The organism is Mucilaginibacter sp. (genome assembly GCF_028288185.1).
GTDB lineage: Bacteria > Bacteroidota > Bacteroidia > Sphingobacteriales > Sphingobacteriaceae > Mucilaginibacter.
On record NZ_JAQBOF010000012.1, the window covers coordinates 104,977 to 121,323 of the forward strand.

A 16,347-nucleotide genomic window follows, 5' to 3' on the forward strand; every position below is an offset into this window, starting at 1 on the left:
TACAGTTACATAGTAATTGCGGTCAAAATAAACCCTATACTCAAACTAAAAGTAAATACTATAAAATACATAAAAGTAGCTCCAATCAATTTAGATATGGTGCGCCATTTGCTGCGTTGATAAAATACTTTTAGCGATCGATATAAATACCATATAACACCAATTGTAGCGGCAAGATCAAACCAGCTATGTAGTCCCCAGTTTTTTGGGATAATAAGTTCGAGCACCATTATTATCGCCAGGAAAAGAAACAGGAAGCAATGCAAATGGAAGGTAAATATCAAATGTTCTACATAGTATTTTCTATTCTTGCGGAAACTTAACTTTAATATTAAAGCGCATAAAGGCAGCATCAGGAACATTAGCTTAGGCATATTGTGCTTAAACTCTTCAAAAAATGCCTCTTTTGCATGTGTACCATATTTCTCCTTATACATAAAAGCCTTTTTGTTGTATAAGCGGTCAATAAAGCCGTCACGTTTATTCTCGGGTAATTTGCTTTGCGATATCAAATATTGGGCATAAGTACTGTCATGCGTCATGCCGGGTAGCTTGCCTTTGCCTATCATGTTGTCAATATCAGCATCATCATCGCCACTCTCGTCTTTGTGGGCAGTATTTTTTTTTGCAGCCGAATCGATATTTTTTTTGGCGATAGCTATTGCACTTTTTGCAAAACCGGGCACGCGACCGTTTTTCATAACACTATCCAATTTTTTATCAGTTGCAGCCAGTTCTTTTTTACGGCCAGCCTTGTCTTTGTGCCTGTTTACTTTTACCGGCGGCTCATAACCGCTTTGAAACAGTAGGACAAAATAAACCAAACTAATAAAGATGTACATTTTTATAGGGTGCAGGTATTGCACGCGCCTGCCGGCCATATACTCATTAGTAAGTTTACCGGGTTCAAATAGTAATGGTTTTAAGGTATGGAAAAACTGATGATCGAAATGAAAGTAATCACTTATGGCATGATTCATCATGTGGCCAAAGCTTTCCTTGATCTGTAGGTTTTCTTGGCCGCACACATGGCAAAACTTGCCCTGCAACTCTGCACCGCAGTTTAAACAATCGGTTTCGGTACGGTAATGTTTTTTCATTTATAGTAAACGCTAACCAATTAAATGGGATAATTAATATTACGCGTGTTTAATAGCATGCGCAAGTGCCGCATTATGTTTATATCTAAAAACAAACGGAAAGATAACAGCAATTACTAAAGCATATCCTGCAAAGCTAAGCCATATCCCATGCCAGTCTTTACTTCCGCCGGACAGGGTGAAAAATTTATCAATAATAAAACCACTGGCAATACTTCCAAAAAAGGCACCAAATCCGTTTACCATCATCATAAACAAACCCTGCGCGCTGCCACGTATTTCGGGGGTGGTTTGTGTTTCTATAAATAATGATCCTGATATATTAAAGAAATCAAAGGCCATACCGTAAACAATGCACGATAGAATGATCATCCATAAACCATCCGCAGGATTACCAAACGCGAACAAGCCAAAACGTAAAACCCAGGCCAGCATACTAAATAGCATTACATTCTTAATACCAAACCTGCGTAAAAAGAAAGGTATAGCTAAAATGAAAAGTGTTTCGGATACCTGCGAGATCGATATAATTGCGCTGGAATGTTCTACCGCAAATAAACCTTTGTAGGCTGGTGTTTTTGCAAAATCCAAAATATAAGTGGTGCCGTAGGCATTGGTAAGCTGCAAAGCCGCGCCCAAAAGCAATGAAAAGGCAAAAAAGATGGCGAATTTTGGCGTCTTAAATAATTCGAATGCATTTAGACCGAGCGCATCTCTTAATGTTTTCTTACCTACTTTCCCCAACAATGGAGGGCATTTAGGCAACGAGAAAGAAAATATCCCTAATGCCAAAGCCACCGCAGACGCGATGTAAAATTGATTGGCAGTAGTTTCGCTTTTTGTTACATCTACCACCAACAAAGCGGCAATAAACCCGATAGTTCCCCATACGCGTATAGGCGGATAAACTTTAACTACATCTTTACCTTCGCCTTTTAGTGCTGAATAAGCAACCGTTATAGATAAAGATAATGTTGGCATATAAAACAGCATATTGAGTAATATAACCCAAAAAAACACGGTTGGGCTGTTTACCATAGGCACACAAAAAAGAACTATTGCGCCTAATATATGTAACACACCATATAGCTTTTCGGCATTTATCCATTTGTCTGATATGATACCCGCAATTGCGGGCATAAATATAGAGGATATACCCATGGTTGAAAAAATTGCCCCAAACTGCGCGCCCGACCATCCTTTATTTTGAAACCAGTAAGCGCCTACAGTAAGCAACCACGCTCCCCAAATAAAAAATTGCATAAAATTCATTAGTATCAAGCGAAACTTAATATTCATACAGTCTGGTTTTAATCAATGATGATCAGTTAAAATTAAAAACTGAAAGTAGTTAAATTTATGGGAATTAGAAAGGGTTGGTGGTTATTTCGGATGTTCGATTTCGGATTTTATAAATTATAATTAAACACAAAGGCGTGCTAAGTTATTTATAACATCTTTTATCCACTTATTCAAGAAATATAATAAATCCGAAATCGAACATCCGGAATCCGATATTATGATGCCTTGCGGCGATTCAGTTCATCCCGTATTTTAGCGGCTTTTTCGTATGATTCTTCGGTAAGTGCTTCCTGTAGTTTGGTTTTTAGCTCGTCTGTACTTAGTGCTGCAAAACCGGTGGTAGCTGATGAAATCGGCGTGATTTCTTCAGGAGTTTCGGTAATATTTTCTAAATAAACAAAGTCATTACCCTCAATTACAATACCCGCGCTGGATAGGATAAACTCGTAAGTGAAAATAGGGCATTCAAACCTTACAGCTATGGCAATTGCGTCAGACGTACGGGCATCAATCTCCATCACTTTTTTACCATCGCTGCATATCAGCTTTGAAAAAAATATGCCGTCAACCAGGTTGTAAATAACAACTTCCTGCACCATAATATGGTAGGCTTCGGCAAAGCTTTTAAATAAATCGTGCGTAAGCGGGCGGCTTGGGGTCATTTTTTCAATTTCTATCGCTATGGCTTGTGCCTCAAAACTACCTATAATAATAGGTAGCCTGCGCCTGCCGTTAACTTCGCCCAATACCAATGCATAAGCGCCAGATTGCGTTTGGCTGTAGGACAAGCCAACAATATCAAGCTTTATTTTTTTCATGTTATTACCCATCACAACAACCCCTATTTTAGGCTACGTTTTTATGTTCTTTAATAGCTGCTATCAATTTTGGTACCACTTCAAAAGCATCACCAACTATGCCATAATCGGCCACTTTAAAAAAAGGGGCCTCGGCATCTTTGTTTATAACTACGATAACTTTTGATGAGCTTATACCAGCCAAATGCTGTATAGCCCCCGAAATTCCTATTGCAATATACAAATTTGGACTGACAGCTATACCAGTTTGTCCAACATGTTCGCTATGTGGCCGCCAACCCGCGTCTGATACCGGTTTTGAGCAGGCAGTAGCAGCTCCTAACAGGTCTGCCAGTTCTTCTATCATTCCCCAGTTTTCAGGGCCTTTTAAGCCTCGGCCGCCTGATACTACAATCTCGGCATCGGGCAAAGAAACTTTATCTGTCGACCTGACAATCTCTTTCAACAGCACTTTAAAATCAGATACTTTAGCTTCTATACTAAAATCTTCAATCTGCGCAGGCTTAGCAGTTTCAACTATTTTATATGAGTTTGGCGTTAACGCTATTACTTTATTGGCTGATGTTAACTCGACCACCGCAAAAGCTTTGCCAGAGAAGGCTGTTTTTTTAACCGTGAACTTTCCGCCGCTTTGCTCCGGTAACGATACCGCGCCATCAACAACACCGGCATCCAATTTAACACCCAATCTTGGTGCTAAACCACGGCCCGAAAACGAGTTGGATAAAATAACAATATCCGCGACCTGCTTTTTAGCTGCTTCGGCTATAACAGAAGCATAGGCCTGATTAACAAAGTTTTTTAGTTGAGCGTTGGCTACGTTCAGTATTTTTTCGGTCCCGTATTTAGCCAGTGAGTTTAATTCGTCACTACTTACATCACCGATAGAAATAGCGGTAAGCGAGGTGTTATTTTGATCGGCAATTGCGCGGGCATAGCTTACAGCTTCAAAAGTTGATTTTTTGAATTTGCCGTCCGCGTTTTCCGCATATATTAAAACTGACATAGTTTAGTATCTAAATAAAAATTATATAACCTTCGCTTCTGTATGCAGTAACTCAATTAGTTTAGCCGCATCATCAGCCGCAACCAGTTTTACTTGTCCGCGTGGTGTCGGTGTTTCATAACTAATGATCTCCGAATTTGTTTTTACCTCGATCGCCTCAATTATCTTTAAAGGTTTTGTACGTGCCGACATAATGCCCCGCATATTTGGTATCTTAGGTTCGGCAACACCCTCGGCTGTACCTGCCACAAAAGGGAAGGGGACGGTTAGTATTTCTTTGCCGCCTTCAATCTCGCGCTCAACCGTTGCTTTATCGCCGTCAACTTCCAGTTTTTTTATGATAGATACGGATGGCAGGTCCAGCAATTCGCCTAACATACCGGCAACTTTTGATCCGTTATAGTCTATAGATTCTCGGCCTGTTAATATCAGGTCGAAAGGATGTGCTTTAACATATTGCGCTATTTGATAAGCTACAAACCAGGCATCATGCGGTTTAGCGTTTATGCGCACCGCGTCCGTAGCGCCAATAGCCAGGGCTTTGCGTATGGTGGCCTCAGTATTAGCCTCGCCAACATTAATTACAGTTACTGTACCTTTATCGCCATCTGTTAATTCAATAGCACGTGTAAGCGCTATTTCGTCATAGGGGTTTAAAATGAATTGCACCCCATTTGTATTAAATTGGGTGTTGTTATCAGTAAAAGTTATTTTTGTGGTGGTATCAGGGACATTACTTATACACACTAGTACTTTCATAGAAATAGGTTTTTACAAATTTAGATAAAAAAGATAGGGTTTAAAAATGGAGATAAGCAGATTAGATAAGCTACTGGAATTTATAAAAAGCGAACCCAATGATGAGTTTTTAAAATACGCATTAGCAACAGAGTATCTCCGTTTAAACCAGGTTGATAAGTCTTTGGAATATTATGAGGACCTGGTTAATAACCATCCTCAATACTCAGGTACTTATTATCACTTAGGTAAATTATACGAAGCGCTTGATAGAAAAGATGATGCAATAAAGATCTACGAAAAAGGCATGGAAATAACCAAAGCCAAGCGCGATAATCATGCTTTTTCTGAGTTACAAACAGTTTATCGTGAGGTTATTGGGTATGATGACGATGATTATTGAGCTCTATCCAATCCTCCCCGGCGGGGAGGGCTTTAAAAGGAAAGTCTCCCCTTCCGGGGGAGATTTAGAAGGGGCTGGACTTTGAAAAAACGCCAATTCCTCTTTCTGCGCGATGCATTGCTGTATACCCTTAGTGCATTTGGCGGGCCGCAGGCACATATAGCCATTATGCTGCGCGAATTTGTGCAAAAGCGTAAATACATTACCGAAGAAGAATTGATGGAACTGAACGCTTTGGCGCAAGTGTTACCCGGCCCGTCATCAACCCAAACATTGGTGGGTATTGCGTGGAAGGTTGGTGGCTTATGGCTGGCCATTACTACGTTTTTGATCTGGGTACTTCCCTCGGCCGCTATTATGTGCGCGGCGGCTATCAGCTATAAAATATTTGCCGACCGTGGTAAGCTGACTGATATATTACGTTTTATACAGCCCATGGCAGTGGGTATTGTGGCCTACGCAACTTATACATTTGCTAATAGGTTCTTAAAGACACGGGTAAGTACCATGCTGGCCATAGGCTCATTAATAGCAACGCTGATCTTGCAAAACGCTTATGCGTTCCCTATATTGATCTTACTTGGCGGCATCATATCATCTGCATTAGAAACTCAACCGCAGGAGAGCGAATTACGCATCAAGCTATTCTCTAACGTTAACCCAAACAAAGTAGCCTACTTTATTGGCGTATTGCTGGCATTTGCGGCTTTAGGCGCTTTGATCAACCGAACATCGCCGTTTAGTTTGCCTATCCGTTTGTTCGAGAATTTTTATCGTAATGGCATAATGATATTTGGCGGAGGGCAGGTGTTGGTGCCGTTGATGTATACAGAGTTTGTCGAAGTAAAACATTACCTATCAAGCGCCGAGTTTCTTTCGGGGTATGCCTTACAGCAGGCCTTACCTGGGCCAACGTTTTGCTTTACTTCGTTTTTGGGTGGTGTTACTATGGGTAACCAGGGCTATGGTATTGGGGGGCAAGTTATTGGCAGCTTGATCGCCGTTATCGGTATTAATACACCGGGGCTAATATTGATCTTATTTATCGTTCCGTTTTGGGACGACCTGAAAAAAATAACCCGTATAAAAAACTCATTAAACGGGATTAACGCCGTGGCGGTAGGTTTTATGGCAACCGCGCTGATATTACTAACCCGACCATTTGGATTGGACTGGATGGCTTATTTAATTATGATAGCAACTTTCCTGCTGCTGCAATTCACCAAAATAAAAACTCCGATAGTTATTGTAATAGGAGTGGTGCTGGGATTGATATTTTAATTTCGGATTTTAAAGAATATCTAAAAAATCTGATATATGATTAAAACGGCGGCTCATCCTCCATATCATCCATCCTTGACGGGCGGATTATAAAGTTACTTGGCTTATCAAAATCTTGTGATGGGTTAAGGCCGGTAAGCGCGCTACCTGATGAAGGAAAAGAATCGCCGCCATCCAGATCCGTAAACTTAACATATTTACCCACAAATTTCAATCGTACCGTACCGGTTTCGCCGTTACGGTGCTTGGCTATAATTACCTCGCCAACGCCTTTTGTTGGGTTGTTATCCTCATCCACATCCAAGCCATAATATTCAGGGCGGTAAAGGAACAATACCATATCCGCATCCTGCTCAATAGAGCCCGACTCACGTAAATCTGATAGCATCGGGCGCTTATTGGCACCGGGCCGGCTCTCTACCGCGCGGCTTAATTGCGACAGGGCAATTACCGGTACATTTAATTCTTTAGCTACCGATTTTAACGCCCTTGATATACTACCAATTTCTTGCTCACGATTGCCGCCGCCTTTGCCATCGCCGCTTTTGCCCTGCATTAACTGCAAGTAGTCAATGATGATTAACTGTATATCGTGCTGCGATTTTAAACGGCGGCATTTAGCGCGGAATTCGAATATATTTAAAGCGGGGGTATCATCAATAATTAATGGCGCTTGTTCTAAGCGGCCAATTTTCGAGTGGATCTGCTGCCATTCCCACTCTTCTAAAGTTCCCTTACGGATCTTTTCCTGCTCAATTTCAGTTTCCCCGGATATTAAACGGTTCACTAATTGAACAGACGACATCTCTAATGAAAACACTACAACAGGCTTTGCAAAGTCCACCGCGGCATTACGGGCGCAGGTTAGTACAAAGGCCGTTTTACCCATCGCGGGGCGGGCGGCTATAATTACCAGGTCTGATTTTTGCCAGCCTGAGGTCATGCGGTCCAGGTCTGTAAATCCTGATGCAACACCGGTTAAGCCGTCTTTTTTATCTTTTAGTGCTTCAATTTCTTTTAAAGTTTCATGCAACAGGTCATCCATCTTGCGCGAGTCGCGGCGAAGGTTGTTTTGTGCTATATCAAACAGGTTCTTCTCGGCTTTGTCTAACAAGTCAAGTACATCGGTAGTATCCTCGTAGGCGCTGTTTATTATTTCTGTCGATATTCGGATCAGCTCGCGCTGTATGAATTTTTGAATGATGATACGCGAGTGAAACTCGATATTTGCAGCAGATGCGACACGATTGGTTAGCTCGGTAATATAATAGGCACCGCCTATCATTTCCAGCTCGCCCTGGCTGCGCAGTTGTGAGGTAACAGTCAGGATATCAACCGGCGATGTTTTTTCAAACAGATACTGTATCGCTTTAAATATGCGCTGGTGATTATCGCGATAAAATACCTCGGGCTTTAAAATATCAATTACTGACGAAAGCGCGTCTTTCTCCAGCATTAAAGCGCCCAATACGGCTTCCTCCAGGTCGGTTGCCTGTGGGGGTAATTTGCCTAACCCGGTATAAGGGGTAGGGTTGGTAATCCGGCTACGTTTCTCGTTGGTATTCGGCTTGTAATTGGGGTTGTCGTTCTCAAAAATCATTGGATCAAAAATATACTAAAAATTGGCGGATGTATCCATAGTTGACATCTTTTTTTTGCAAAAGGCAAAACGCCCAAATCAGTAAAATTTTGGCACTTGTTATTAACAGCCGATTGTTGGTAAATATAAATTTCAGCTGTAAAACGCCATTTTTATAGCGTTGTTAATAAAATAGTTTTGCTTATTTATCTTAAAATTTATAACTAGAAACAGTATTATCGTAAGCCGACACAAAGTTAATTAATATGGCTATTTTTACACCCTTAATTTAATTGTAAAATGTATAATAATAACAGGGAAACCCGCGAAAGTAACCAGGTAGTTTTTGGTATCCGCGCGGTTATTGAAGCCATAAAAGCAGGTAAAGAAATTGAATCATTATACATACAGCGCGGCATTGGTGGTGAGTTGCTTAACGAGCTTAGGGAGTTATTAAACGATTACAACATAACAGCCCAGCAAGTACCAATTGAGAAGCTGAACCGTATTACCATGAAGAACCACCAGGGGGTTATCGCTTTTATATCGCCGATAACTTACCAGAAGATAGAAGACATTATTCCGCAGATATTTGAGAAAGGAGAGGTGCCCTTAATTTTAGTGCTTGATTCTATTACAGACGTGCGCAACATGGGTGCCATAGCCCGTACCGCCGAATGCAGCGGCGTACATGCCATTGTTGTCCCGGCAAAAGGCTCGGCACAGATCAACCCTGATGCTATCAAAACATCAGCAGGGGCGTTGTACACTATCCCGGTTTGCAGGCATGATAATTTTATGCAAACCATAAAATTCTTGCAGGAATCGGGCTTACAATTGGTTTGCTGTACAGAAAAGACCAAGGAATACATTTACACGCCTGATTATACTGGCCCTACTGCCATCATCATGGGATCGGAAGAAGACGGTGTGCGCAGCGAGATCATCCGCATTGCAGACCACTTGGCTAAAATACCTATGTATGGCGAGATAGAGTCGTTAAACGTATCGGTTGCTACAGGTGTTATTTTGTATGAGGCGATGAGGCAACGGATGGTGATTAGTTAATTAGAGATTAGGTTGCCTGAATAGCAAATAAATGACGATTTTAAGCGACCTTGACAACTTCTATCTCCAACACCCTGAACCGGTGAACGAATGTTTATTGGCGCTGCGAAATATTATACTAAAACAAGATGAAAACATAACGGCTGCGTGGAAATATCGCATGCCGTTTTTTTGTTATAAGGGGAAAATGTTTTGTTATTTATGGGTGTATAAAACTACTCATCAGCCTTATATCGGTATTGTTGAAGGTAAACATATTGAACACCCTGACCTGATTACCGAGAAGCGTTCAAGGATAAAGATCATGTTGTTTGACGTGAATGAAGATTTGCCCGTGGATACAATTGAAGGGATACTTCAACAAGCGCTTGATTTGTATAGATCAGGCGTAATAAAGATTTGACAACTTTTAAAAAGTTGTCAAATCTAATCACGGGCTATCTCCAGGCCCCCAATATCGCGCCCATAACGGTTAGCGCAACCACACTGTATCCGCCATTAATAAAAATATAGCGCCAGCTTTTAAGTTCGAAAAGGCTATGGGTGGCTATCGCGCCAAACGTCCAAATACCGGCTAAAAAGCCCGCCGTAGCGCCCCATGATGTGGTAGTTGTTGGTACAGCTAAAAAAGCCGCTAAATTAGCTGATGATATCAAACAAAATAACGCGGTAAAGCCAAACGTGCGGCCCATGCTTGATTTTTGTATCTGCTCTTGCGACAGGTTACTGTCAACCATCCACATGTTGCCAAATACTTTTGGGTTGTACCAAACACCGCCTACTGCAAATGATGATAGGGCCGCAACTAACACCGCAGGCCAGTTAATTAATGAAGAATTCATAATTGTGGGTTTAGCCCCTTAACTCCCTAAAGGGGGAACAAGAGGTGGTTAATAATATAATAAAGATAGTAAAATAATCAGCGTAACTAATTGATATATAACAAAAAAGGTGTCTTGAAATTCAAGACACCCTGGTTCTTCAAAAAGTTCCCCTTTAGGGGGCGGGGGCTAAATATACTTCGTCCCAAACTGTTGCTTCACATCAGCAACTACTTTTTTAACGTGCTGTTCCTGGTCGCGGGGGCAGATCAATAAGGTATTGTTTGATTCTACCACTATATAATCATGCAGGCCCTGTATAATAACCAGTTTATCCTGGGGTATGTTAACCATACAGTTTGACGAATCATACATGATCACTTTTTCTGACGGGATAACCGCGTTACCTACATAGTCTTTATTTGCCAACTCATAGATAGAAGCCCAGGTACCCAGGTCAGACCATCCAAATTCAGACGGTAGTACATACACATTATCCGCTTTTTCCATAATGCCATAATCAATAGATATATTGGTGCATTGCAAGTAAGCCTGGTTAACATGGGTTCTTTCGCTGTCGGTATTGTAATACGGGCGCGCTTCGGCAAAAATATCATTCATTTCGGGCAGGTGCTGCTCAAATGCCTTAACAATGGCTTTAGCCGACCATACAAATATGCCCGCGTTCCATAAAAAATCGCCGCTTTGTAAAAAGGTTTTGGCAATTTCCAGCGTAGGTTTTTCGGTAAAGGTTTTTACTTTATGGAAATCGCTATTAATGATGTTGTCGGTATACTGGATATAGCCGTAACCTGTATCAGGTCTTGATGGTTTAATGCCTAATGTAACCAGGCATTGGTGTTCGGTAGCGGTTTTTAATGATTTTTCAATACTAGCCACAAATCCAGCCTCGTCCAGTATGAGGTGATCTGAAGGGGCTACAACAATAGCGGCATCAGGATTAATACTTTCTATTTTAAAGCAGCCATAAGCCACGCAAGGCGCTGTGTTGCGCATTACAGGCTCGGTTAGTATCTGGTTGTCGGCCATGTCCGGCAACTGGTCTTTTACTATTGCAGTGTAGTTTTCGTTGGTAACAACGTATATATTTTCTTTAGGGCATACTTTTAAAAAACGATCATAAGTATTTTGTATCAAGGTTTTGCCGGTGCCCAGTATATCAATAAATTGTTTTGGATGTGATGTTCTGCTGATGGGCCAGAAGCGGCTTCCAATACCGCCTGCCATAATTATGGCATAATAGTTTTTATTCATGTTTAAGTTGTAGAAATTATGTTTGGTATTATCCGTAGCAAATGTCAGTATTTATCTGTTAAATAATCATTAAACCATACTAAATAATTAAGAGGCAAAATTGCCACAACATATAAATTAATAAATAAACAAATTGTTTTCTAACGAATAATCATTTCAGTATAAAATTTTAAAGTAAATCTATCGTTTATTCATAAAATTTTGTTACTTTAAACTTTTAAATTCAAACAATTACGCATACCTATAATGATAGAAACAAAAAAATCGCTTTTTGATAACCTTCAAAATTTTTTCGGGTTCGATAATTTTAAAGGTGAGCAGGAAGCGATTATAACCAACATTTTGGCCGGGAATGATACATTTGTTATCATGCCTACCGGTGGTGGTAAGTCCATGTGTTACCAATTGCCCGCGTTAATGAGCGAGGGTACCGCTATTGTAATTTCGCCGCTTATTGCTTTAATGAAAAACCAGGTTGATCAGTTAAGAGCCTTCGGCGGATCAGACAGCATAGCACATTTTTTAAATTCATCGCTAACAAAAGCCGATATAGTAAGGGTTAAAGAAGACGTATTAAGCGGTAAAACCAAACTGCTTTATGTAGCGCCCGAATCATTAACCAAGCAGGAAAATGTAGATTTTTTACGCCTTAATCAAGTGTCGTTTGTAGCGGTTGATGAAGCGCATTGTATATCAGAGTGGGGTCATGATTTCAGGCCCGAATACCGCAAGATACGCCAGGTTATAAGCAACATAGGCGATGATATTCCAATCATAGCATTAACAGCTACGGCTACACCGAAGGTGCAGCAGGATATACAGAAAAACCTGCAGATGAATAATGCTACCATCTACAAATCTTCTTTTAACCGGTCAAACCTCTTTTACGAAGTACGTGCTAAGCGTAACGTAATTAAAGAGATAGTAAAATACGTTAAGCAAAACCAGGGAAAATCTGGCATTATATACTGCCTTAGCCGTAAAAAGGTTGAAGAGGTAGCCGAAGCGCTTTCATTAAACGGTATTAAGGCATTGCCTTATCATGCCGGCCTCGATCCAAAAGTAAGAGCTGATACGCAAGATAAATTCCTGATGGAAGATGTGGATGTTATTGTAGCGACCATAGCCTTTGGTATGGGTATAGATAAACCAGATGTGCGTTACGTTATACACCATGATGTGCCTAAAAGCATGGAAGGTTATTACCAGGAAACAGGCAGAGCCGGGCGTGACGGCGGCGAAGGTGTTTGTGTAGCTTTCTATTCGCAGAAAGATATTGACAAACTGCAGAAGTTTATGAAAGATAAGCCGGTTGCCGAACGTGAGATTGGTACCCAGATATTAAAAGAGGTTATTGACTATGCCGAGTCGTCAGTATGTCGCCGTAAGCAGTTATTGCATTATTTCGGTGAGAACTTTAACGAGGCCGGTTGTAACAACATGTGCGATAACTGCTGCGCGCCAAAAACACATTTTGATGCCGAAGAGCAGCTACATAAAGCACTTAATATTATTAAGCAAATAGGCGAGAAATTTGATGACCATCACATCATTAATATATTAATGGGGGTTGAAACCCAGCAGATTCAGAGTTATGAGCATAATTTACTGGAACTTTTTGGTACGGGTAAAGGTGATGGCGAGATTTTATGGAACTCGTTATTGCGCCAGGCTTTGCTAAATAACTATCTTTCGAAAGATATTGACCAGTACGGTTTGTTACGCTTAACTAAGCTGGGCCATTCGTTTTTAGATAATCCGCATAGTATACGTTTTATATTAAACCGCGTTATTGAAGTGGCTGATGACGATGACAACGAAGACGGGCCAAAACAAGGCGGCGGTGCTTTAGATACCGAACTGCTGCAAATGCTGAAAGACCTGCGCAAAAAGATAGCTAAACAAAAAGGATTGCCTCCGTTTGTATTGTTCCAGGATCCATCGTTAGAGGAAATGTGTACGCATTATCCTATCACGCAGGACGAACTGAAACAAATATCGGGCGTAGGGGCAGGCAAGGCGCTTAAATTTGGCGCTCCGTTTATCGACCTGATAAAAAAATATGTAGAAGATAATGATATTGACCGCCCTATTGATATGGTGATTAAAAGTGCCGCCAATAAATCGGTACTTAAAGTATTTATTATCCAGAATATAGACAGGCATATTAACCTTGACGATATAGCAGCTTCTAAAGGGTTGACGTATGAAGAGGTTTTAAAAGAGGTAGAAACCATTGTAAACTCGGGCACCAAGCTAAACCTTAACTATTATATTGATGAGGTTATAGATGAGGATAAGCAGGAAGAAGTGTTTGATTACTTCCGTACAGCCGAGATTGACTCGATAGACGATGCGCTGGCCGAGCTGGGCAGCGATGATTATACCCGCGAAGAAGTACAACTGATGCGGATAAAGTTTATGTCTGAACTAGGAAACTGACGAATAATGGAGGATTTAGGTTCTCCCTTTTTTTATTGATATGTATTTATGTACATTTAATCAATAAACCTCGTCCCTATCTTCATGAAAACTAAAAAAACGTTTTTCTATCATAAATTGGTTGTCCCTGTTTGTGTATTATTGCTGTTTTCTGTTAGCACTGTTGCGCAAAGAGCGCCCATGCAGAATGATGATATTGCCGAAAAGCTTAAACTAAACCGCTGGAAAAACGAGTCGCCCACGCTATTCATCCATTTCGATAAAAATATCTATAGCAATAATGAGCAGGTATGGTTTACCGGATATTTGTTTAAAGTTTATAATCACCAGGTTTACAAAACGCTTTCAATTGCTTTGGTGAATGATGACACCCACGCGATATTGCTAAATGACAAATTTGTAATAAGCAATGGTATTATTTTAGGCAGTACAACAGTGCCCGATTCTGTTAGTGCCGGCAATTATAGTTTTATAGCTTATACCAATCGCCTTTTAAACAGTAAGCCAAATGTCCTGTTTACGCAGCGTATAACTATAAAATCTGCCAGCGAGCCTTTATTTACAGCCTCTTTAAATCCTTTAGATACATCAGCAACTGCCGACCAGCAAAAAGTAATGCTCTTGGTAAATTTCTTAAATACAACAAAACCGCCGGAAACCGTGCCGATTACCTATTACGTGGGTAATGGCATACATCCTGTACTGCAGGGCAACGTAAAAACCGAATTTGGTAAATACATCTTCAATATACCATCAAGCTTGCTAAGCGTTGGTAATAATAAATTACACGTAAGACTTTCTTATAAAAAGGAGGTAAAAGATATCAATATTGCTTTGCCTATACCCGCACAACCAGCAATAATTAAGTTTTACCCGGAAGGAGGAAGCCTTGTAAATAATATTAGCAGCAATATAGGTTGGGAAGTAACAACGGCTACCGGGAGTGCATTAAAGGTAAGGGCCATATTGTTTGAAGATAGAAAAGCGATTGCAAATATTACAACCAGCGAATATGGTATAAACAGGTTTTTACTAAAACCCATTAAGGGACATAGTTATCATGTTAAACTTGTTGGCATAAATAAAAAAGATACTTTATATGATTTGCCGCCCGCTATAACTAAAGGTCCTATAATAACTATAGCTAACGCGATAGTTAACGATACATTAATTGCAATGGTAAAAGCTACCAAAGCTGAAAAAATGTATTTAATAGGGCATGATTACAAGCAGGTTTTTTTTGCTAGTCCGGTTAATATTGATACTGTAAGCCGAAGGGTGAAATTAATAATGAACGATGCGCCTAAAGGTTTGCTGCAGCTAACAATTGTAGACAGCCTAGGGCGGCCCTTTGCCGAAAGATTGGTATTTGCGCATTATAATAAAAGGGAAAAACTAAATATAAATACCGACAGGGCTACCTATAATCCGAGGCAAAAAGTTACCGTGAAAATTAAACTGGACGGTACTAAGCAATTAGATAGCGCCTTAGTATCGTTTGCATGTATACAACAAAACAGGATTGATATCACTAAAAAGAAGGATATAGAAAGCTTTGTTTATTTAGAGGATAAACTGTTAAACATGCCCGCCAAAGATAATTACCTGGGCAATACGACATTTGATAAACAATTTCTGGAAGATATACTGCTTGTAAAAGGCTGGCGTAGGTATACCTGGCTTGATATGCTAAATGTTTTACCAACTGACACAGTAAAAGTTGAAGATATTTATTTTAAAGGGACGGTTGTTACTAACTCAAACAAGCCAATTAAAAAAGCGGTGCCGCTGATAAGTTTTGGCAACAACTATAGACCTATGGATACTAAGGATAATGGCGATTTTGAATTAAAGTACATTGATATGGTAACCGGGCCCGATAGGATGATAAGCTATGTAGTAAAAGGTGCGAAGGAAAATGAATACAAAATCAACTTAACAGACCCTTATATCGCTCTTAATAAAAAGGTAGCAAACGATGTAGAGATTAATGACATTAATTTTGTTGAACAATATGATACGCAAAAACTACGCATCCCCGGCTCAGAACATGCTATACATATAAAAGAGGTGCAAATTAAAGCCCGTGCAGACCGTAAGATCTATGCTAATGCGTGTGGCGACTATATTTGCCGGTATAATATTTTTAATTGCCCTAACCATCCGTATGAGCCTGACAATGTCTTGCCTGTTGTGGGTCGAAGTTATATAAGATGGGGGGTAAGCACAGTTTATCTTGGCTGCGGCGCAACCGATAACAAGCTATCGCTTAAAGGTATTTATCTCCCCAAAAAGTTCTATATTGAAAATATCCCTGAAAAAACTACTGAAGAACCAATATACCTGTCAACCCTTTATTGGCATCACCTGGTTAAGGTAAAGTCAGGACAAGATACCGAACTGTCATTTTACACAGGTGACATTATCGGCAAGTTTAAAATAATTGTACAAGGGGTAACAAGCGATGATGTGACTTATGGCGAAAAAACATTTGATGTGGTAAAACCTCAATAA

The 16,347-nt window shown here is 40.3% G+C and carries 14 protein-coding genes; 6 read left to right on the forward strand and 8 right to left on the reverse strand.

The features are described 5' to 3' along the window. Positions 1–5 precede the first annotated feature (5 nt). The 5 genes from JWQ34_RS06015 to JWQ34_RS06035 all read right to left on the reverse strand — a co-directional run bounded on the left by JWQ34_RS06015 (position 6) and on the right by JWQ34_RS06035 (position 4,985). On the reverse strand, positions 6–1,100 hold the full coding sequence (locus JWQ34_RS06015) for a DUF3667 domain-containing protein (RefSeq protein WP_299355414.1): 1,095 nt from the start codon (positions 1,098–1,100) through the stop codon (positions 6–8). A 39-nt stretch (positions 1,101–1,139) separates the two neighbouring features. Continuing rightward, positions 1,140–2,399: a nucleoside permease gene (locus JWQ34_RS06020; RefSeq protein ID WP_299355417.1), complete on the reverse strand. Its 1,260-nt coding sequence runs from the start codon at positions 2,397–2,399 to the stop codon at positions 1,140–1,142. Positions 2,400–2,617: 218 nt separating this feature from the next. Continuing rightward, complete coding sequence (locus JWQ34_RS06025; protein WP_299355419.1) at positions 2,618–3,220, reverse strand: bifunctional nuclease family protein; 603 nt, start codon at positions 3,218–3,220, stop codon at positions 2,618–2,620. A 28-nt stretch (positions 3,221–3,248) separates the two neighbouring features. Further along, positions 3,249–4,226 carry an electron transfer flavoprotein subunit alpha/FixB family protein gene (locus tag JWQ34_RS06030; protein ID WP_299355422.1) on the reverse strand — a complete coding sequence of 326 codons (978 nt, stop codon included), beginning with the start codon at positions 4,224–4,226 and terminating at the stop codon, positions 3,249–3,251. A 21-nt stretch (positions 4,227–4,247) separates the two neighbouring features. After that, on the reverse strand, positions 4,248–4,985 hold the full coding sequence (locus JWQ34_RS06035; RefSeq protein WP_299355425.1) for an electron transfer flavoprotein subunit beta/FixA family protein: 738 nt from the start codon (positions 4,983–4,985) through the stop codon (positions 4,248–4,250). 46 nt (positions 4,986–5,031) lie between these two features. Here JWQ34_RS06035 and JWQ34_RS06040 point away from each other — a divergent pair, with 46 nt between their 5' ends. Beyond that, positions 5,032–5,367, forward strand: coding sequence for a tetratricopeptide repeat protein (locus JWQ34_RS06040; protein ID WP_299355428.1), 336 nt, complete (start codon positions 5,032–5,034; stop codon positions 5,365–5,367). Between the two features lie 81 nt (positions 5,368–5,448). Continuing rightward, positions 5,449–6,648, forward strand: a complete 1,200-nt coding sequence (gene chrA, locus JWQ34_RS06045; protein ID WP_299355431.1) for a chromate efflux transporter — start codon at positions 5,449–5,451, stop codon at positions 6,646–6,648. Positions 6,649–6,688: 40 nt separating this feature from the next. On the opposite strand, the gene dnaB is transcribed toward chrA, so the two are convergent. Beyond that, positions 6,689–8,248, reverse strand: coding sequence for a replicative DNA helicase (gene dnaB, locus JWQ34_RS06050; protein ID WP_299355434.1), 1,560 nt, complete (start codon positions 8,246–8,248; stop codon positions 6,689–6,691). A 279-nt stretch (positions 8,249–8,527) separates the two neighbouring features. Here dnaB and rlmB point away from each other — a divergent pair, with 279 nt between their 5' ends. After that, positions 8,528–9,295 carry a 23S rRNA (guanosine(2251)-2'-O)-methyltransferase RlmB gene (rlmB, locus tag JWQ34_RS06055; RefSeq protein ID WP_299355437.1) on the forward strand — a complete coding sequence of 256 codons (768 nt, stop codon included), beginning with the start codon at positions 8,528–8,530 and terminating at the stop codon, positions 9,293–9,295. A gap of 31 nt (positions 9,296–9,326) precedes the next feature. Further along, positions 9,327–9,698: a DUF1801 domain-containing protein gene (locus JWQ34_RS06060; protein WP_299355440.1), complete on the forward strand. Its 372-nt coding sequence runs from the start codon at positions 9,327–9,329 to the stop codon at positions 9,696–9,698. A gap of 34 nt (positions 9,699–9,732) precedes the next feature. On the opposite strand, the gene JWQ34_RS06065 is transcribed toward JWQ34_RS06060, so the two are convergent. Both JWQ34_RS06065 and JWQ34_RS06070 read right to left on the reverse strand, forming a co-directional pair. After that, positions 9,733–10,137, reverse strand: coding sequence for a DUF1761 domain-containing protein (locus JWQ34_RS06065; protein ID WP_299355442.1), 405 nt, complete (start codon positions 10,135–10,137; stop codon positions 9,733–9,735). 168 nt (positions 10,138–10,305) lie between these two features. Beyond that, positions 10,306–11,391 (reverse strand): mannose-1-phosphate guanylyltransferase, encoded by a 1,086-nt coding sequence (locus tag JWQ34_RS06070; protein ID WP_299355445.1) that lies wholly within the window; start codon positions 11,389–11,391, stop codon positions 10,306–10,308. Between the two features lie 249 nt (positions 11,392–11,640). Between JWQ34_RS06070 and recQ the strand changes: the two genes are divergently transcribed. Then, positions 11,641–13,833, forward strand: coding sequence for a DNA helicase RecQ (recQ, locus tag JWQ34_RS06075; RefSeq protein WP_299355519.1), 2,193 nt, complete (start codon positions 11,641–11,643; stop codon positions 13,831–13,833). An 84-nt stretch (positions 13,834–13,917) separates the two neighbouring features. Further along, positions 13,918–16,347: a hypothetical protein gene (locus JWQ34_RS06080; RefSeq protein ID WP_299355448.1), complete on the forward strand. Its 2,430-nt coding sequence runs from the start codon at positions 13,918–13,920 to the stop codon at positions 16,345–16,347.